At 58.6% G+C, this 17,366-nt stretch carries 19 protein-coding genes; 14 read left to right on the top strand and 5 right to left on the bottom strand.

Annotated features, from left to right (window positions below; genetic code table 11):
* Positions 1–22: 22 nt before the first annotated feature.
* Both secB and CPY51_RS26400 read right to left on the bottom strand, forming a co-directional pair.
* Positions 23–502 (bottom strand): protein-export chaperone SecB, encoded by a 480-nt coding sequence (secB, locus tag CPY51_RS26395; RefSeq protein ID WP_111163164.1) that lies wholly within the window; start codon positions 500–502, stop codon positions 23–25.
* A gap of 86 nt (positions 503–588) precedes the next feature.
* A complete protein-coding gene (locus CPY51_RS26400; RefSeq protein WP_111163165.1) occupies positions 589–1,104 on the bottom strand; it encodes an FxsA family protein in 516 nt (171 codons plus the stop codon).
* Between the two features lie 143 nt (positions 1,105–1,247).
* On the opposite strand from CPY51_RS26400, the gene CPY51_RS26405 reads away from it, so the two are divergent.
* The 5 genes from CPY51_RS26405 to gyrB all read left to right on the top strand — a co-directional run bounded on the left by CPY51_RS26405 (position 1,248) and on the right by gyrB (position 6,583).
* Positions 1,248–1,949, top strand: coding sequence for a Tim44/TimA family putative adaptor protein (locus CPY51_RS26405; RefSeq protein WP_111163166.1), 702 nt, complete (start codon positions 1,248–1,250; stop codon positions 1,947–1,949).
* Positions 1,946–3,064, top strand: coding sequence for a murein transglycosylase A (gene mltA, locus CPY51_RS26410; RefSeq protein ID WP_111163167.1), 1,119 nt, complete (start codon positions 1,946–1,948; stop codon positions 3,062–3,064). Before CPY51_RS26405 ends, mltA begins: the two co-directional genes overlap by 4 nt.
* Positions 3,064–3,636 (top strand): Smr/MutS family protein, encoded by a 573-nt coding sequence (locus CPY51_RS26415; protein WP_111163168.1) that lies wholly within the window; start codon positions 3,064–3,066, stop codon positions 3,634–3,636. The genes mltA and CPY51_RS26415 overlap by 1 nt, the downstream gene beginning before the upstream one ends.
* Positions 3,633–3,998: a helix-turn-helix domain-containing protein gene (locus tag CPY51_RS26420; RefSeq protein ID WP_111163169.1), complete on the top strand. Its 366-nt coding sequence runs from the start codon at positions 3,633–3,635 to the stop codon at positions 3,996–3,998. The genes CPY51_RS26415 and CPY51_RS26420 overlap by 4 nt, the downstream gene beginning before the upstream one ends.
* 149 nt (positions 3,999–4,147) lie before the next feature.
* Complete coding sequence (gene gyrB / locus CPY51_RS26425) at positions 4,148–6,583, top strand: DNA topoisomerase (ATP-hydrolyzing) subunit B (RefSeq protein ID WP_111163170.1); 2,436 nt, start codon at positions 4,148–4,150, stop codon at positions 6,581–6,583.
* A 68-nt stretch (positions 6,584–6,651) separates the two neighbouring features.
* On the opposite strand, the gene CPY51_RS26430 is transcribed toward gyrB, so the two are convergent.
* Positions 6,652–7,251, bottom strand: a complete 600-nt coding sequence (locus CPY51_RS26430; RefSeq protein ID WP_111163171.1) for a nitroreductase family protein — start codon at positions 7,249–7,251, stop codon at positions 6,652–6,654.
* Positions 7,252–7,322: 71 nt separating this feature from the next.
* Complete coding sequence (locus CPY51_RS26435) at positions 7,323–7,622, bottom strand: DUF2218 domain-containing protein (RefSeq protein ID WP_111163172.1); 300 nt, start codon at positions 7,620–7,622, stop codon at positions 7,323–7,325.
* 391 nt (positions 7,623–8,013) lie between these two features.
* Here CPY51_RS26435 and CPY51_RS26440 point away from each other — a divergent pair, with 391 nt between their 5' ends.
* From CPY51_RS26440 to CPY51_RS26480, 9 genes are all read left to right on the top strand, one after another.
* Positions 8,014–8,856: a fumarylacetoacetate hydrolase family protein gene (locus CPY51_RS26440; RefSeq protein ID WP_111163173.1), complete on the top strand. Its 843-nt coding sequence runs from the start codon at positions 8,014–8,016 to the stop codon at positions 8,854–8,856.
* A 197-nt stretch (positions 8,857–9,053) separates the two neighbouring features.
* Positions 9,054–10,328 carry a polyhydroxyalkanoate depolymerase gene (locus CPY51_RS26445; protein ID WP_111163174.1) on the top strand — a complete coding sequence of 425 codons (1,275 nt, stop codon included), beginning with the start codon at positions 9,054–9,056 and terminating at the stop codon, positions 10,326–10,328.
* Between the two features lie 155 nt (positions 10,329–10,483).
* Positions 10,484–10,921, top strand: a complete 438-nt coding sequence (locus tag CPY51_RS26450) for a DUF2852 domain-containing protein (protein WP_111163175.1) — start codon at positions 10,484–10,486, stop codon at positions 10,919–10,921.
* 85 nt (positions 10,922–11,006) lie between these two features.
* Positions 11,007–11,768, top strand: coding sequence for a M48 family metallopeptidase (locus CPY51_RS26455; RefSeq protein ID WP_111163176.1), 762 nt, complete (start codon positions 11,007–11,009; stop codon positions 11,766–11,768).
* A gap of 81 nt (positions 11,769–11,849) precedes the next feature.
* Positions 11,850–12,518, top strand: coding sequence for a phosphoribosylanthranilate isomerase (locus CPY51_RS26460; protein ID WP_111163177.1), 669 nt, complete (start codon positions 11,850–11,852; stop codon positions 12,516–12,518).
* Between the two features lie 2 nt (positions 12,519–12,520).
* Positions 12,521–13,741 (top strand): tryptophan synthase subunit beta, encoded by a 1,221-nt coding sequence (gene trpB / locus CPY51_RS26465; RefSeq protein WP_111163178.1) that lies wholly within the window; start codon positions 12,521–12,523, stop codon positions 13,739–13,741.
* Positions 13,742–13,745: 4 nt separating this feature from the next.
* A complete protein-coding gene (gene trpA / locus CPY51_RS26470) occupies positions 13,746–14,585 on the top strand; it encodes a tryptophan synthase subunit alpha (RefSeq protein ID WP_111163179.1) in 840 nt (279 codons plus the stop codon).
* Positions 14,586–14,693: 108 nt separating this feature from the next.
* Positions 14,694–15,602: an acetyl-CoA carboxylase, carboxyltransferase subunit beta gene (gene accD, locus CPY51_RS26475; protein WP_111163180.1), complete on the top strand. Its 909-nt coding sequence runs from the start codon at positions 14,694–14,696 to the stop codon at positions 15,600–15,602.
* A 64-nt stretch (positions 15,603–15,666) separates the two neighbouring features.
* Positions 15,667–16,995: a bifunctional folylpolyglutamate synthase/dihydrofolate synthase gene (locus CPY51_RS26480; RefSeq protein WP_111163248.1), complete on the top strand. Its 1,329-nt coding sequence runs from the start codon at positions 15,667–15,669 to the stop codon at positions 16,993–16,995.
* Positions 16,996–17,044: 49 nt separating this feature from the next.
* Here CPY51_RS26480 and trxA read toward each other — a convergent pair whose 3' ends face one another.
* On the bottom strand, positions 17,045–17,365 hold the full coding sequence (trxA, locus tag CPY51_RS26485; protein ID WP_111163181.1) for a thioredoxin: 321 nt from the start codon (positions 17,363–17,365) through the stop codon (positions 17,045–17,047).
* Between the last annotated feature and the right edge of the window lies 1 nt (position 17,366).

Genomic DNA, 17,366 nt, shown 5'->3' on the forward strand with positions numbered 1-17,366 from the left:
CCAATCGATGAGATCAGAGAATCTAGTTCGGAACGACGTTGACCTGTGCCCGTGTCTGCTCTTCAGCAACGCGTTGGGTGAACATTGTCGCGAAATCGATCGGGTCGATGATCAGTGGCGGAAAGCCACCATTGCGCGTCACGTCGGCGATGATCTGGCGGGCAAACGGAAACAATAGCCGCGGGCATTCGATGAAGAGCAGCGGCAGCATGTGCTCCTGCGGGAAATCGGTCACGCGGAAAACGCCGCCGTAAACCAGTTCCGTATGGAAGACGACCTTGTCGCCATCCTTGGCTTCGGCGTTCAATGTCAGCACGACGTCGAAATCCGTATCCGACAGCGGGTTTGCGTTGACATTGACGTTGATGTTGATCTCAGGCGGCTTGTCTCGCGACTGCAAAGAGCGCGGAGCGCCTGGATTTTCAAAGGACAGATCCTTCGTGTACTGGGCAAGTACGGAAAGGCTCGGGTTGGTCGAGCCGTTGATGTTGTCGTCGGCCATGGGCTGTTCCTCGCGGCTTCAATGGGTGTCGCCATCTAACATTTCAAAACCGGCCTTACAACCCTGCCGCCGTACCGGCTATAGCCCTAATCCTTGAGGCGCTTTCTATCGGACCAAGGAGAGTTGCGATCGGGCTCTCGGCGAAAATCGTCGTCGTCGAGATCGACAACTGGCCCATGTTCACGTGGCTTTGACGGAGATTGCGGATCACGGCGGCTGCGATTGAAGGCAGGGGAAGAACCGAGGATGACGATGCGCCGGCTTAGGAATTTCCAGGCAAGGTCGCGCACGCCCGGAATGAAAAGCAGCAGCCCGAGAATGTCCGACAGAAAGCCCGGCAGCAGCAGCAGAAAGGCGGCAACGACAATCATGGCGCCATGCACAAGCTCGCGCCCGGGGATGCCGCCGTTCTGACTTTCTTTAGATATGCGCCGGAGGATGCCGATGCCCTGGATGCGGAGCAGCAAGGCACCCAGCACTGCACTGAGAACGACCAGACCGAGGGTCGCCCAAAGCCCGATCGCCTTGCCGACAATCACGAAACCAGCAATCTCTGCAAGCGGCATCAGAAAGATGATGGCGGGAATGAGCGAGAGGCGCATGATGTCCTGTCCTTCGAGTGGTTGGTTTTGCAGCGTTAATCGATTGCGCGCAACAAAGATACCGGTCGGCTATTTGAATGATGGGTCGATGCGGACTATATGGGTACTGAAACTTAGAATGTTAACAGTGGTGCCGGTACGATATGGGTTCGAACGACTTTGTGACGCTCTTTTTCCTTGTGGCGGCGGTGCTGATCTTTCTTCAGCTTCGTAGCGTCCTTGGGCGCCGTACCGGAAACGAGAAGCCGCCGCGCGATCTCTATACACCGCGCGATGCTGCAGCACCGGTCGATGCCCCCGACGCCGGCAAGGTTGTCACCTTGCCACGCCGTGACGTTATCGAGGATGAAAACCGGTTTGCCGCAATCGATGCATTCACCAAGCCGGGAACGCCGCTGAATGATTCGTTGCGCGAACTGAACAAGTCCGATCCGTCTTTTGAGCCAAAGCAGTTCGTCAACGGTGCCCGTATGGCCTACGAGATGATTGTCATGGCTTTTGCGGATGGCGATCGAAAGGCCCTCAAGGGTCTGCTCTCGCGAGAAGTTTATGATGGTTTCGATGCGGCGATTTCGGAGCGTGAGGCCAAGGGCGAGAAGGTTAAGTCGAGCTTCGTCGGTATCGACAAGGCCGACATCATGCATGCGGAGATGAAGGACAGCGAAGCGCTGGTCACCCTTCGCATTGTCAGCCAGATGATTTCCGCGACGTATGACAAGGCCGATAAACTGGTGGATGGCGATGCCGAGCAGGTATCGGAGGTCAGCGATCTCTGGACCTTCTCCCGCGATACCCGCTCGCGCGACCCCAATTGGAAACTCGTGGCGACCGAATCCGAGCAATGAGCGGGCTAGCGCAGGATTTCAGACTGGAGCCGGCAACCTTCCAGGAATTGAAGGGCTGGGAGGATGACGATCCTTCCGGCCTTTTTGATGCCATGCGGGCTTGCCATCGGCATATTACAGAAACCAAACCCTACCGGCCGGGCTCCGTTGGCCTCACGTCGGACGACCTGCTGCCCCTGCTCCGAGATGCAATGACCACCGAACCGAGGGATGCAGCCGAGGCGCGGGCATTCTTCGAACAACGATGCCGACCCTTCTTCATCAGGCGCGTCGAAGGCAGAACCGGATTTGTCACGGCTTTCTTCGAGCCGGAAATAGAGGTCTCGGCAACACCGGATGCGAGCTATCGCTATCCCTTTTACCGCCGGCCAGCGGATCTTGTCGATCTTGATGACCGCAATCGGCCGGCCGATCTGCATTCGTCCTACATGTTTGGCAGACTGAAGGATGGCGTCATTTCCGCTTATCCTAATCGGGGCGAGATCGCGCGCGGCTATCTCGAGGGCCGTTGCTTGGAGATAGCCTGGGCAAAATCCAAGGTCGACGTTTTCTTCGTGCACGTTCAGGGTGCTGCGCGCCTGCGCTATCCGGATGGGTCGCTCGGCCGCATCACCTATGCCGCTAAGGCCGGTCATCCATTTTCGGCGGTAGGGAGGCTGCTTATCGATCGCGGCGAGATAGAGCAGGCGAAGATCTCGATGCAGACTATTCGGGACTGGCTTTATGCTCATCCAGAACAGGTCGACGAGGTTCTCGCCCACAACCGCTCCTATATCTTCTTCCGCGAGGCTGCCGTGGATGACGTCGACGCGGGTCCCATCGCTGCAGCGAAAGTGCCGCTGGTGGCTGGTCGCTCGCTCGCCGTGGACAGGCTGATCCACACCTTCGGGTTTCCATTTTTTATCCGCTCGGAGACCCTGACTCATCTTGACGGGGGTAAACCGTTTCAACGGTTGATGCTGGCGCTCGATACCGGTTCGGCCATCGTCGGCCCGGCCCGGGGCGATATTTTCACAGGCTCCGGATACGAGGCCGGTGAACGAGCCGGTACGGTCAAGAATGATGCCGACTTCTACGTCCTCGTTCCGAAGGCGGCCGCCGCGAGGCTGATGTGATGGCAAAGGATCGCAAACTCAGCACCGAGGACCGTATTCTCTGGAGCAAGGTCGCAAAAAGCACACGGCCGTTGCCGGAACGGCTGAGCCAGATGAACGCATTTGATGCATTTCTGGCCGAGGAGCAGGCAGCGGAAGATGCGGGCGTTGGACAGCCAAACGGCAAGCCACCGGTGCCGGAAAGCCAGCCGGTGCCTTCCGCCAGCCAGAGGCAGCAGCCTTCCCACAAGCATCATCCACTCGAGCGGCCGACGAAACGCAAGATTGCAAAGGGTCGCCTTCCGCTTGAGGCACGCATCGATCTGCATGGGCTTTTCCAGAGCGAAGCGCACGGCATGCTGCTGGACTTTCTGTTGCGCGCCCATCAGCGCGGCATGCGCCACGTGCTGGTTATCACCGGCAAAGGCAGCTCGATGGGTAGTGAAGGGGCGCTGAAGCGCGCGGTCCCCTTCTGGTTTTCCAAACCGGAGTTCCGCTACCTGATTTCATCCTATGAGGATGCCGCCCAGCAGCATGGCGGCGAAGGCGCACTTTACATCCGCCTGGCGCGGCGCCCGGGGGACAGGGAATGACACCCTTCGGTGAAGCGGTGAGGAAGCTCCGGCAACGCAAGGGCGTCTCGCAAAAACAGATGGCCGCGGCGCTCAATGTCACGCCAGCCTATCTCTCGGCATTGGAGCATGGAAGGCGAGGCGTGCCGACCTTTGACCTGCTGCAGCGGATCGCTGGATATTTCAACATTATCTGGGACGAGGCAGAAGAGCTCTTCATGCTGGCAAGGGACTCCGATCCGCGGGTGGTGATCGATACGTCGGGCATGGCGCCGGAATATACCGCACTCGCCAATCGGCTCGCGGCCCAGATTAGGCACCTGGATATGGGGACCGTTGCCGAACTCACGGTTCTGCTGGAAAATACGCGAAAAAGGGGCTGAAAAGCGCCTCAATCCCCTGTTTTATGGACGCTTCAGGGGCCATATATTTGGAAGTTCGGGGAAAAGTCACCTATAGTCCGGAGAGGAAAACCGATGATTCGCCAGGATCATTGCGCTCTCTGTGAAAACACTGGAAAGACCTCAAAGACATGACTGATACGCCCGCGACTGAAAACGCCGCAAGCGCCGAATATGGCGCCGATTCCATCAAGGTTCTGAAGGGCCTCGATGCCGTCCGCAAGCGTCCGGGCATGTATATCGGCGACACAGATGATGGCTCGGGCCTCCACCACATGGTCTACGAAGTCGTCGATAACGCAATCGACGAGGCGCTCGGTGGCCATGCCGATCTGGTGACGGTGACGCTCAATCCAGATGGATCGGTAACCGTGACGGACAACGGCCGCGGCATCCCGACCGACATTCACACCGGCGAAGGTATTTCGGCAGCCGAGGTCATCATGACCCAGCTCCACGCAGGCGGTAAGTTCGACCAGAACTCCTATAAGGTCTCGGGCGGCCTTCATGGCGTCGGTGTGTCGGTCGTCAACGCATTGTCTGTCTGGCTCAAGCTCAAGATTAAGCGTCAGGGCAAGATCCACGAGATCAGCTTCACGCACGGCGTCGCCGATGCCCCGCTGAAGACGCTTGGCGACAGCGGCGGCGAGACAGGCACGGAGGTTACCTTCCAACCGAGCACCGATACCTTCACGATGATCGATTTCGATTTCGCCACGCTGGAGCATCGCCTGCGAGAGCTGGCCTTTTTGAATTCGGGGGTGCGTATCCTGCTGACCGATAGGCGTCATTCCGACGTCAAGCAGGAAGAGATGCTCTACAACGGCGGCCTTGAGGCCTTCGTGGTCTATCTCGATCGCGCCAAGAAGCCGCTGGTCGACAAGCCCGTTTCGATCCGCGGCGAAAAAGATGGCATAACGGTCGAAGTCGCCATGTGGTGGAACGACAGCTACCACGAGAACGTCCTTTGCTTCACCAACAACATCCCGCAACGTGATGGCGGCACACATATGGCCGGCTTCCGTGGCGCGCTGACCCGTCAGATCACCTCGTACGGCGAGTCGTCTGGGATAACCAAGCGCGAAAAAGTCACGCTGACCGGCGACGACTGCCGTGAAGGCCTGACGGCGGTTTTGTCGGTCAAGGTTCCTGACCCGAAGTTCTCCTCGCAGACCAAGGATAAGCTGGTCTCCTCGGAAGTGCGTCCAGTTGTGGAAAGCCTCGTCAACGAGGCGCTGGGCTCATGGCTCGAGGAACATCCCGCGGACGCGAAGATCCTCGTCGGCAAGGTGGTCGAAGCTGCGGCTGCTCGCGAGGCTGCGCGCAAGGCACGTGAACTGACGCGCCGCAAGGGCGCTCTCGATATAGCCTCGCTTCCGGGCAAGCTCGCGGATTGCTCTGAGCGCGATCCCGCCAAGTCGGAAGTCTTCCTCGTCGAAGGCGATTCCGCCGGCGGTTCGGCCAAGCAGGGCCGATCACGCGAAAACCAGGCGATCCTCCCTCTGCGTGGCAAGATCCTCAATGTGGAGCGCGCTCGTTTCGACAAGATGCTGTCAAGCCAGGAAATCGGCACGCTGATCACGGCACTTGGCACTGGCATCGGCAAGGACGAATTCAACGCCGACAAGCTGCGCTACCACAAGATCATCATCATGACGGACGCCGATGTCGACGGCGCCCACATCAGGACCCTTCTGCTGACCTTCTTCTTCCGGCAGATGCCCGCCCTGATCGAGCGCGGCCATATCTACATCGCCCAGCCACCGCTCTACAAAGTCTCGCGCGGCAAATCGATCCAGTATCTGAAGGACGAGAAGGCCCTCGAAGAATACCTCATTGCAATGGGCCTCGATGACGCCAGCCTCAGGCTGGGCAGCGGCGAGGTGCGAGCCGGGCAAGACCTGCGCGCCGTCATAACGGATGCCTTGCGCCTTCGCGCACTGCTCGAAAACCTTCACTCACGCTATAACCGTGCCGTCGTCGAGCAGGCGGCCATCGCCGGTGCACTCAACGCCGATCTGGTCAGCGATGGTGCGCGGGCCCAGGTGGTCGCGACAGAAGTTGCCCGGCGGCTCGATATCATCGCCGAGGAAACCGAACGCGGCTGGGCCGGCACAATTACCAGCGAAGGCGGCCTGCGCCTCGAGCGCATGGTTCGTGGCGTCAAGGAAGTGGTAACGCTTGATATGGGATTGATCGGATCGTCCGATGCGCGTCATCTCGATCAGCTTTCGCCACGCCTGAAGGAGATTTACGACGTGCCGCCGACATTGGTTCGTCGCGATGGCGAGAGCGAAATTTCGGGAGCGCGCGCACTTCTCGAAGCTGTGTTTGCCACCGGGCGCAAGGGCCTGTCGATGCAGCGCTACAAGGGTCTCGGTGAGATGAATGCCGAGCAGCTCTGGGAAACGACGCTCGATCCGAATGTCCGTTCGCTGCTTCAGGTGCGGGTGAACGACGCGGTCGATGCCGATGGTCTCTTTGCTCGCCTTATGGGCGATGAGGTTGAGCCGCGGCGTGAGTTCATTCAGGAAAACGCGCTGAACGTCGCCAACCTCGACATTTAGTCGCCAGTCGTTCTAAACGAGAAGGCCCGCACGGCAATTGTCATGCGGGCCTTTTCTTTGTCTGCGGCTTACCTGGCGATGAAGGTGCCGTTGAAGGCAACCTCCGACAGTGGCTTGCGATGGCTTGGGATTTCGCGTTCGCGCAGGCTGTCCGGCAGCTGGTTTTTGTCGCCAATCTTGCCGATCGCAACAGCCGCTTCGAGGCGAAAGCCATCTGGAATGCCAAGGACTTCGGTTGCCTTGTCGAAATGCACGCCGGTCATGCCGTGGGCCTCGTAGCCCGACAAGTGGGCCTGTAGGGCAAGAAAACCCCAGGCCGTACCCGCGTCGAAGGAGTGACTGTAGATTGCCTTTTGCTCAGTCGACCCAAGTACACCGGAATGTGTGCGGGAAATCACGAACAGTAGAGCGGCGGCCGACTTTACCCAGCCCTGATTGAAATCAATCAGAAGGCTGAGAAATTTGTCCCAATGTTCCGAACCTCGAAGCGCATAGACAAACCGCCATGGCTGGTGATTGAAGGAAGAGGGTGCCCAATGCGCTGCTTCCAGCATCTTCAGCAGATCGGCTTCCGGCATCGTCTCGTTTGTAAATGCGCGCGGCGACCAACGATCGAGAAAGAGGGCGTCGATCGGATGTTGCGATTCGCGACTGTTGCTTGCGGTCATGAAATATCTTTCTGCTGAATGAGCTCGGAGGCCGAGCGTGCGATCGTCGTCATTGGGAAGGACGGCAGGGTTTACAACGCACCCTCGTTGTCAGTCCAGACCACATCGAGCTCCTCGCGGAAGGCGAATCGCTTGAGATGTTCGGCAACGACATTCTGCATCCGCTCCCGATTTGCGGCGTCGGCGACATACAACGTCATCTGAAGCGTCGTCTCGTCGGCCTTGAACTCGACGTTGGAGTCGGGGCTGAACGGAACCTTGCCAGTTTTATCGTCGAATTCGACTGCGAACTTGTGGCTCCAATGCTTGCAAAGCTGCTGCATGTAGCGACTGGCGTGGTCTGTCTTCACGACGGAAACCGATACTGGCATAAAATCTCCATAAGATGAGTATTCAAAGAGAGTTTTATCGGACCGCCGAATTGGATGGCAATAGGAAGGACCTAGCCCCATGAGAAATCCGTTCAACAAAGCGTGATTTCTAACGTGCATGAAAGCGCGGCCATTTTGCGGTTGGCACGAGGCGCTGCTCCAAGATGCCCGCCTAGTCTCGACCGTCTCCGGAAACGTGTTTAAGGTTGCACTGAGGAACGAAACGCGAGCGAGCCGTCGGACGCAGTACGGGATATATCCAACGATGTTGAGGATATCCGCAGTTATGGATCAGCGGGCCTGTTTCCCACTGAAATCGATTGATGACACAGGTGAATGTTTCGTTCATATATGGCGGAACGAATTTTAGAACAGCAAGGAAGGAAGACCCATGAAACTGATGCGCGTAGGCGAGCCGGGCAAGGAAAAGCCGGCGCTTCTGGACAATGACGGCAAGATTCGCGATCTTTCCGCGCATGTCGCAGATATCGGCGGCGAGGCAATTGGTCCTGTGGGTCTGGCAAGGATTGCTGGGCTCGATCCGAAGAGCTTGCCTGAATTGACCGGAGGCCGCATCGGCGCGTGCGTTGCCGGCACCGGCAAGTTTATCTGCATTGGATTGAATTTTTCAGACCACGCAGCAGAGACCGGCGCAACCGTTCCGCCCGAGCCGATCATCTTCATGAAGGCGAGCTCGGCCATCGTCGGACCGAACGACACGGTCCGCATTCCACGTGGTTCCGAGAAGACGGACTGGGAAGTCGAACTCGGAGTTGTCATCGGTAAAACGGCTAAATATGTTAGCGAAGCCAACGCACTGGACTACGTCGCGGGCTATTGCGTATCTCACGATGTTTCCGAGCGTGCCTTTCAGACAGAGCGCTCCGGGCAATGGACCAAGGGCAAGTCATGCGACACCTTCGGCCCGATCGGCCCCTGGCTGGTGACGACCGACGAAGTGGCCGATCCACAAAACCTCGGCATGTGGCTGAAGGTCAACGGCAAAACCATGCAAAATGGCTCGACCAAGACGATGGTCTATGGCGTCGCCTACTTGGTGTCCTATCTCAGCCAGTTCATGTCGCTGCACCCGGGTGACGTCATCTCGACCGGCACGCCTCCCGGGGTCGGAATGGGCATGAAGCCGCCGCAGTACCTGCGAGCAGGCGATATCGTCGAATTGGGAATAGAGGGTCTTGGCGATCAGAAGCAGACTTTTGCTGCCGATCTCTGATCTGTTACATGACGCGATGCACGCGTTTTGAAGCACTGTCTTTGACGCCGGGGAGCAAATCTCCGGCATCTTTGTTGAAGGGCAATGCAAATTTATGTTGCCATGCAGCAAAAGCTGCTAGGTTCGCAAATGGACTCAAAAATAAGGTCGCGCCATCTGAGCGGCGATCACCGGTCGTTTGAAAGGTAATACTTGCGATGTTTTACCAGCTTTACGAACTCAACCATGCTGCGATGGCGCCCATTCGAGCCGCCGCCGACATGATGCGACAGGCATATGCCAATCCGCTCAATCCGCTGGCAGACACTGTTTTCGGCCGCACCATGACCGCAGGCCTTGAAGTCTTCGAGAGAACGACACGCCGTTACGGCAAGCCGGAGTTCGGCCTGAAGGAGACGGTGGTCGATGGCAAGCCGACGTTGGTTCGCGAGGCGATCATCTGGAAGAAGCCGTTCTGCAATCTCATTCATTTCGAACGCGACCTGCCCGCCGCCCGGAACAGGGATCCGCGAATCCTAGTCGTGGCGCCAATGTCGGGCCACTATGCGACGCTGCTGCGCGGAACGGTGGAAGCGCTGCTTCCGGGCGCCGATGTCTGTATCACCGACTGGATCGACGCCCGCATGGTGCCAGTCACCGATGGCACCTTCGATCTCGACGATTATATCGACTACATCATCGAGATGTTGCATCACCTCGGGCCTGATACGCATGTTGTGGCAGTCTGTCAGCCCTCGGTGCCAGTGCTCGCCGCCGCTGCCGTCATGGAAGAGGCCGGAGATCCACTTTCGCCCGCATCGATGACGCTTATGGGCGGGCCGATCGATACGCGTATCAATCCGACTGCCGTCAATCAACTCGCCAAGGATAAGCCGCTCGAATGGTTTGCCGAAAACGTCGTCATGAACGTCCCCTGGCCGCAGCCGGGCTTCCTGCGACCGGTATATCCCGGCTTCCTGCAATTGTCCGGCTTCATGTCGATGAACCTTGACAGGCATGTGAATGCGCAGAAGGAATTCTTCATGCATCTCGTGAAGAACGATGGCGAGCCCGAGAAGCACCGTGAGTTCTACGATGAATACTTGGCCGTGATGGATCTCACGGCCGAATTTTATCTGCAGACGGTCGACCAGGTCTTCAAGAAGCATTCTTTGCCGAAGGGCGAGCTGATGCACCGTGAGCGTCGCGTCGATCCGTCGGCAATCCGCAACGTCGCGCTCCTCACTGTGGAAGGCGAAAACGACGATATCTCCGGCGTCGGCCAGACACAGGCTGCACAGACGATATGCACGAACATCCCCGATAATATGCGCATGCATTACCTGCAGCCGGATGTCGGCCACTACGGCGTTTTCAACGGCTCTCGGTTCCGCCGAGAGATTGCGCCGCGGATTCTCGCTTTTGCCGGAGAACATGCGCGCAGCCGCAAGCCGGTGGTCAAGCGGGTCATCAAGGGCGGAAAGTCTGCTTAAGGGGTTCAATCGGCCAAAATATTCTAAATTATCGGGCTGTATTCAATCAGTTGTACGATTTTCCATAATATTGCATTGAAGGCCGGCGTCGCGGTAACCACATCGATTCCAGCGATCTGGCATTCGGCCAGACGCTGCAATCGAGGTAACTCACGATGAACCAGTCAGCATTGCTTCGCCCGGATTGGACTCCGGCTACTATTGCCCTGATGGTACTCGGCTTCGTGGTCTTCTGGCCCCTGGGTCTGGCCATGCTAGCCTATATTCTCTTCGGTGATCGCCTGAGAGGTTTCAAACGGGACATCAACGAGGCCACTGACGGCATGTTCGCCAGCTGCCGCCGCGGCCCACGCGGCCGTCACCGCCCGCATTTCACAACTGACAACGTGGTCTTTGAGGACTGGCGCAAGGCTGAGCTCGACAGGCTGGAACAGGAGCGCCGCAAGCTCGACGAGATGCGCGCCGAATTCGACAGCTACGTCCGCGAGCTGCGTCGCGCTAAGGACCAGGACGAGTTCGATCGTTTCATGCGTGAACGCAACAGCGTCAAACGCGATGACAACGGCCCGGCTCCGGAATTCCAGACCCCATAACGGGCGCCTCTCGAAAATGGACCGGCATCGCGAGATGCCGGTTTTTCTTTGCCGGATTTCCAACCGAATCATATAAAACGGTGCCATGTTTCCGCTTCTTTCCAAAGCACGCCGAGCCGTTCGGAAACCATCTGCGCCCGAGACACGAACGCTCGATGTCGCCGGCCGACCAATGCCATTGACGATCCGACAGCACGATCGGGCGACGCGGATCACGCTTCGCATCGAGCCCGGCGGACGGGCGCTGAAGATGACCATTCCGCAAGGACTTGCTGCGCGCGAGGTCAATGCCTTCCTTGATCGCCACCAGGGCTGGCTGCTGACCAAACTCGCAAAATTCTCCTCCGACACCAAGCTGCAGGGTGGAAGCGAAATCCTACTGCGCGGCGTCCTTCACAGGATCGAGCATACGGGCAGTCTGCGCGGCCTGACCGAAGCGGTCGAGATCGGCGAGCGACCGGTTCTTCGTGTCAGCGGCATGCCGGAACATGCAGGTCGGCGCATCTCGACTTTCCTGAAGAAGGAAGCGCGCTCCGATCTGGAACGGCTGGTCGCGGTGCATGCCGGCAGAATAGGCGCCAAGGTTTCCTCGGTAAGCATGAAGGATACGCGCAGCCGTTGGGGTTCCTGCTCATCGGAGGGGAATCTGAGTTTTTCCTGGCGCATCGTCATGGCGCCGCCGATGGTCATTGACTATCTCGCCGCCCACGAGGTTGCGCATTTGAGAGAAATGAACCACGGGCCGCGCTTCTGGGCGCTGTGCAAGAAGCTCTGCCCTCAGATGGAAGAGGCGAAGGCCTGGCTGAAGCGGCATGGCACTCAACTCCACGCGATCGACTTCGGTTAAGTCCCTTGTAAAGGCGTTTCAAATCTCCTCGCTCTTGCGAAGGGGCTCGACTCTTTTCCGTTTTCGTGTCACTTCGCTGCCATGAAACCCGATATCAAGATTTGTGGATTGAAGACGCCCGAAGCTGTCGATCGCGCCCTTGAGCGTGGCGCGACGCATATCGGTTTCATCTTCTTTGAAAAGAGCCCGCGCTACATCGAGCCTGACCTTGCCGGCAAATTGGCAGACCGCGCTCGCGGCAAGGCGATGATAGTGGCCGTCGTCGTCAACCCGGACAATGATGACCTCGATGAGATCATGACGCTGGTCAAGCCCGACATGCTCCAGCTCCACGGCGACGAAAGCCCGGAGCGCGTTTTGACCATAAAGACGCTCTATAATGTGTTGGTCATGAAGGCCATGCCGGTGCGCGATAGGGATGACCTGAGACGGGTTGAGTCGTATATCGGTATCGTGGATCGGTTTCTTTTCGATGCGAAGCCGCCTGTCGGTTCCGATTTGCCGGGCGGAAATGGCCTGTCGTTCGATTGGAGCGTTCTCGGTTGGCTTGACGGCCGGGTCGATTACATGCTTTCCGGTGGATTGAACAAGGACAATGTCGGCTTTGCCCTCGCATCCACAAAAGCGACCGGCGTCGACATATCGTCCGGTGTGGAAAGTGCGCCAGGGGTCAAGGACTTGACCAAGATCGACGCCTTTTTCGACGCTTTTGCCGACGCTACCATGCCGGCACACGCATCAGGGAGTTAAGAGTGAACGAGACGCCAAAACCCAATTCCTTCCGATCCGGTCCCGACGAAGACGGACGCTTCGGCATTTACGGCGGCCGTTTCGTCGCCGAAACGCTGATGCCGCTCATCCTCGAGCTGCAGGCGGAATGGGAAAAAGCCAAGGAAGATCCGGCGTTCAAGGCGGAGCTCGAATATCTCGGCGCGCACTATATCGGTCGCCCGAGCCCGCTCTACTTTGCCGAACGGCTGACCGCTGAACTCGGCGGTGCCAAAATCTATTTCAAGCGTGAAGAACTGAACCATACCGGTTCGCATAAGATCAACAATTGCATCGGCCAGATCCTGCTTGCCAAACGCATGGGCAAGACCCGGATCATCGCCGAGACCGGCGCGGGCCAGCACGGTGTCGCATCTGCGACCGTCGCGGCGCGCTTCGGCCTTCCCTGTGTCGTCTATATGGGCGCGACCGATGTCGAGCGCCAGGCGCCGAACGTCTTCCGCATGAAGCTTCTCGGTGCGGAAGTGGTCCCGGTGACGGCAGGCAGCGGCACACTGAAAGACGCAATGAACGAGGCATTGCGCGACTGGGTCACCAATGTCGACGACACCTATTATCTGATTGGCACGGCCGCCGGTCCGCATCCCTATCCTGAGATGGTTCGCGATTTCCAGTCAGTGATCGGAACCGAGGCGAAGCAGCAGATGCTGCAGGCCGAGGGGCGCTTGCCGGATCTGGTCGTCGCCGCGGTCGGCGGCGGTTCGAATGCGATCGGCATCTTCCACCCGTTCCTCGACGACGCAGGCGTCAGGATTCTCGGCGTCGAAGCGGGCGGCAAGGGCCTGCAGGGCGACGAGCATTGCGCCTCCATTACTGCCGGCTCGCCAGGCGTTCTGCACGGTAACCGAACCTACCTGCTGCAAGATGGCGATGGGCAGATCAAGGAAGGCCATTCGATTTCCGCTGGTCTCGACTATCCAGGCATCGGGCCCGAACACTCTTGGCTGAACGATATCGGCCGTGTCGAATACGTGCCGATCATGGACCACGAGGCGTTGGAGGCATTCCAGATGCTGACGCGTCTCGAAGGGATCATCCCGGCCCTGGAACCCAGCCACGCGCTCGCTGAGGTCATCAAGCGTGCGCCGAAGATGGGCAAGGACGAGATCATCCTCATGAACCTCTCCGGCCGCGGCGACAAGGATATCTTCACTGTCGGCAAGATTCTGGGAATGGGGCTCTAAGATCATGACCGCACGCATGGACAAACGCTTTGCCGATCTGAAGGCGGAAGGCCGCCCGGCGCTCGTCACCTATTTCATGGGCGGCGACCCGGATTACGATACCTCGCTTGGTATCATGAAGGCGCTACCTGAAGCAGGCGCCGACATTATCGAACTCGGCATGCCCTTCTCAGACCCGATGGCCGACGGTCCCGCCATTCAGCTGGCAGGTCAGCGCGCTTTGAAGGGCGGACAGACGCTGAAGAAGACACTTAAGCTTGCAGCCGACTTCCGCCAGACGGATCGCGATACGCCGATCGTCATGATGGGCTATTACAATCCGATCTACATCTACGGCGTCGAGACCTTCCTTGACGATGCGATTGCTGCTGGGATCGACGGTCTGATCGTGGTCGACCTGCCCCCGGAAATGGATGATGAACTCTGCATTCCGGCAATCCGCAAGGGCATCAATTTCATTCGCCTGGCAACGCCGACGACCGACGACAAGCGCCTGCCGACGGTTTTGAAGAACACATCTGGTTTCGTCTACTACGTCTCGATGAACGGCATCACCGGTTCCGCGCTGCCGGATCCGTCGCTGGTCTCGGGCGCCGTCAAGCGCATCAAGAGCCACACGGACCTGCCGGTCTGCGTCGGCTTCGGCGTCAAGACCGCCGATCATGCCAGGGTTATCGGCGGCTCCGCCGACGGGGTCGTCGTCGGAACGGCGATCGTCACCCAGGTCGCGACCAGCCTGACCAAGGACGGAAAGGCGACTGCCGACACCGTTCAGGCCGTCGCGACTTTAGTTCGCGGTCTTTCCACCGGAACCCGTTCTGCGCGCCTTGTTGCCGCCGAATAGTGTCGCCACATTAGAGCGCGGCGCGTCCGCAGGGACGCGCAAAGATCGCTCTAACACTTTGAATTGTGCAATCGCTTTGGTCAATTCAGTCATTCAGGAGCATTCGATTTGAACTGGATCACGAATTACGTCCGCCCGCGGATCAACTCCATGCTGGGCCGCCGCGAAGTTGCGGAAAATCTCTGGATCAAGTGCCCGGAAACGGGCGAGATGGTCTTTCACAAGGATCTGGAAGACAATAAATGGGTCATTCCCGCCTCCGGCTTCCATATGAAGATGCCCGCCAAGGCCCGTCTGCTCGATCTTTTCGACAACGGCGAATTCGAGGCGCTACCGCAGCCGAAGGTCGCGCAGGATCCGCTGAAGTTCCGTGATTCCAAGAAATATGCCGATCGCCTGCGAGACAGCCGCATCAAGACGGAGCAGGAAGATACGATCCTTGCCGGCGTTGGAAAGCTGCGCGGACTGAAGATCGTCGCCGTCGTCCACGAGTTCAACTTCATGGGTGGCTCACTAGGCATCGCTGCGGGCGAGGCTATCGTAAAGGCCTTCGAGCGCGCCATCGCAGAGAAGTGCCCGCTTGTGATGTTCCCGGCTTCGGGCGGCGCGCGCATGCAGGAAGGTATCCTTTCGCTGATGCAGCTGCCGCGCACGACGGTCGTGGTCGATATGCTGAAGGAAGCCGGACAACCTTATATCGTCGTGCTGACGAACCCGACGACGGGCGGCGTCACGGCCTCCTACGCAATGCTCGGCGATATCCACCTGGCCGAGCCAGGCGCAGAAATCTGCTTTGCCGGCAAGCGCGTCATCGAACAGACGATCCGCGAGAAGTTGCCGGAAGGCTTCCAGACCTCGGAGTATCTGCTGGAGCACGGTATGGTCGACATGGTGATCAAGCGCCATGACATTCCGGATACGTTGGCACGTCTTCTGAAAATCTTGACGAAGAAGCCGGCGGAAGTCTCGTTAAGAGAGAGCAAGGAACTTGTGCTTCCAATGGCGGTCGGTGCCTGAGCGACGATAGGCGGCCGAAAGGCGGAGGTGCGGGATGATACCGATACCGATGGACCAATCCGCAATGAGCGAAGCCGAACAGGAAATCGAAAAGCTCTTAGGGTTGCACCCCAAGGGCTTCGATCTGTCGCTCGATAGAATTACCCGCCTACTCGACGTTCTCGGCAATCCACATACGAAGCTTCCGCCGATCGTTCACGTTGCCGGAACGAACGGCAAAGGCTCCGTCACAGCCTTTTGCAGTGCGCTGCTGGAAGCGGGTGGCCTTAGCGTTCACGTCCATACGTCGCCGCATCTGGTCAACTGGCACGAGCGGTACCGCATGGGCGTCAAGGGCGGGCGGGGACAACTCGTCGACGACGCCGTCTTTGCAGATGCGCTGCGGCGGGTTGCCGATGCCAATGCCGGCCAGAAGATCACGGTCTTTGAAATCCTCACTGCGGTGACCTTCATTCTGTTTTCAGAGCATCCGGCCGATGCCGCCATCCTCGAGGTTGGCCTTGGCGGTCGGTTCGATGCCACCAACGTCATTTCCAACCCGGCTGTTTCGGTCATCATGCCGATCTCGCTCGATCACCAGCCCTACCTTGGTGATCGCGTCGAGCTGATCGCCGCTGAAAAGGCCGGTATCATGAAACCCGGCTTGCCGGTTGTTATCGGCCATCAGGAATATGACGCAGCGCTGGATGTGCTGACGGCGACGGCTGAGCGGCTGCGTTGTCCGACGGCGGTCTACGGCCAGGATTATTCGGCACATGAAGAATATGGCAGGCTGATCTACCAGGACGAATTCGGGCTCGCCGATCTGCCGTTGCCGCGGCTGCCGGGCCGGCACCAGCACGCCAATGCGGCCGCCGCCATCCGCGCATTGAAGGCTGCAGGTTTCATCGTGACTGAGGCCATGATGGAAAAGGCCATGCTCTCGGTCGACTGGCCGGGCCGGCTACAGCGGCTGAGTGAGGGCAAGCTGATGGCGCATGCGCCGGCAGGTGCCGAAATCTGGGTCGATGGTGGACACAATCCCGGCGCTGGCGAAGTGATCGCCGAGGCGATGGCGGGTTTCGAGGAGCGCCAGTCGCGCCCATTGTTCCTGATCATCGGTATGATCAACACCAAGGACCCCGTCGGTTATTTCAAGGCCTTTGCCGGTCTTGCGGAAAAGGTCTTCTGCGTGCCTATCCGCCACAGCGATGCGATGATCGATCCGGTTATTCTTGCCAATGCCGCCTATGATGCCGGTCTGGTTGCTGAACCCATGTCGACGGTCGGCGAAGCTCTCGATGCAATCCGCCAGGCGCTGTCGACGGACGCCACGGCGCCACGTATTTTGATTGGCGGCTCACTTTATCTGGTCGGCGATGTTCTCTCGGACAACGGTACGCCGCCAAAATGAAAAAAGCCCGGTCGAAACCGGGCTCTTGGCAATGATCTGATCCAACAAGTTAGGCGGCGTTCGAAATCCAGCTCGAGAGAGCCGATTTCGGTGCAGCGCCAACCTTGATGTCGGCAACTTCGCCGGCCTTGAAGATCGCCAGCGTCGGGATCGAGCGGACGCCGAACTTTGCTGCGAGTTCAGGATTTTCGTCGATATTCAACTTTGCGACCTTGACCTTGCCGGCCATTTCGACGGCGATCTCTTCAAGGCTTGGAGCGATCATCTTGCACGGACCGCACCATTCAGCCCAGAAATCGACAACGACGGGTTCTGCAGAGTCCAGAACTTCAGACTGGAAGTTGGATACATCGACTTTCACGGTAGCCATA

The organism is Arminella tubonensis, assembly GCF_003240585.1.
Classification (GTDB): Bacteria; Pseudomonadota; Alphaproteobacteria; order Rhizobiales; family Rhizobiaceae; genus Rhizobium; species Rhizobium tubonense.

What these genes read in the sequence shown, in the direction of transcription:
- CPY51_RS26445 (WP_111163174.1), top strand. Translation starts at nt 9,054, where the DNA reads ATGTTTTACCAGCTTTACGAACTCAACCATGCTGCGATGGCGCCCATT.
- CPY51_RS26430 (WP_111163171.1), bottom strand. Translation starts at nt 7,251, where the DNA reads ATGACCGCAAGCAACAGTCGCGAATCGCAACATCCGATCGACGCCCTC.
- CPY51_RS26450 (WP_111163175.1), top strand. Translation starts at nt 10,484, where the DNA reads ATGAACCAGTCAGCATTGCTTCGCCCGGATTGGACTCCGGCTACTATT.
- CPY51_RS26440 (WP_111163173.1), top strand. Translation starts at nt 8,014, where the DNA reads ATGAAACTGATGCGCGTAGGCGAGCCGGGCAAGGAAAAGCCGGCGCTT.
- CPY51_RS26405 (WP_111163166.1), top strand. Translation starts at nt 1,248, where the DNA reads ATGGGTTCGAACGACTTTGTGACGCTCTTTTTCCTTGTGGCGGCGGTG.
- trpA (WP_111163179.1), top strand. Translation starts at nt 13,746, where the DNA reads ATGACCGCACGCATGGACAAACGCTTTGCCGATCTGAAGGCGGAAGGC.
- CPY51_RS26415 (WP_111163168.1), top strand. Translation starts at nt 3,064, where the DNA reads ATGGCAAAGGATCGCAAACTCAGCACCGAGGACCGTATTCTCTGGAGC.
- CPY51_RS26435 (WP_111163172.1), bottom strand. Translation starts at nt 7,622, where the DNA reads ATGCCAGTATCGGTTTCCGTCGTGAAGACAGACCACGCCAGTCGCTAC.
- CPY51_RS26400 (WP_111163165.1), bottom strand. Translation starts at nt 1,104, where the DNA reads ATGCGCCTCTCGCTCATTCCCGCCATCATCTTTCTGATGCCGCTTGCA.
- secB (WP_111163164.1), bottom strand. Translation starts at nt 502, where the DNA reads ATGGCCGACGACAACATCAACGGCTCGACCAACCCGAGCCTTTCCGTA.
- trxA (WP_111163181.1), bottom strand. Translation starts at nt 17,365, where the DNA reads ATGGCTACCGTGAAAGTCGATGTATCCAACTTCCAGTCTGAAGTTCTG.
- CPY51_RS26480 (WP_111163248.1), top strand. Translation starts at nt 15,667, where the DNA reads ATGAGCGAAGCCGAACAGGAAATCGAAAAGCTCTTAGGGTTGCACCCC.
- CPY51_RS26420 (WP_111163169.1), top strand. Translation starts at nt 3,633, where the DNA reads ATGACACCCTTCGGTGAAGCGGTGAGGAAGCTCCGGCAACGCAAGGGC.
- CPY51_RS26460 (WP_111163177.1), top strand. Translation starts at nt 11,850, where the DNA reads ATGAAACCCGATATCAAGATTTGTGGATTGAAGACGCCCGAAGCTGTC.
- mltA (WP_111163167.1), top strand. Translation starts at nt 1,946, where the DNA reads ATGAGCGGGCTAGCGCAGGATTTCAGACTGGAGCCGGCAACCTTCCAG.
- gyrB (WP_111163170.1), top strand. Translation starts at nt 4,148, where the DNA reads ATGACTGATACGCCCGCGACTGAAAACGCCGCAAGCGCCGAATATGGC.
- CPY51_RS26455 (WP_111163176.1), top strand. Translation starts at nt 11,007, where the DNA reads ATGTTTCCGCTTCTTTCCAAAGCACGCCGAGCCGTTCGGAAACCATCT.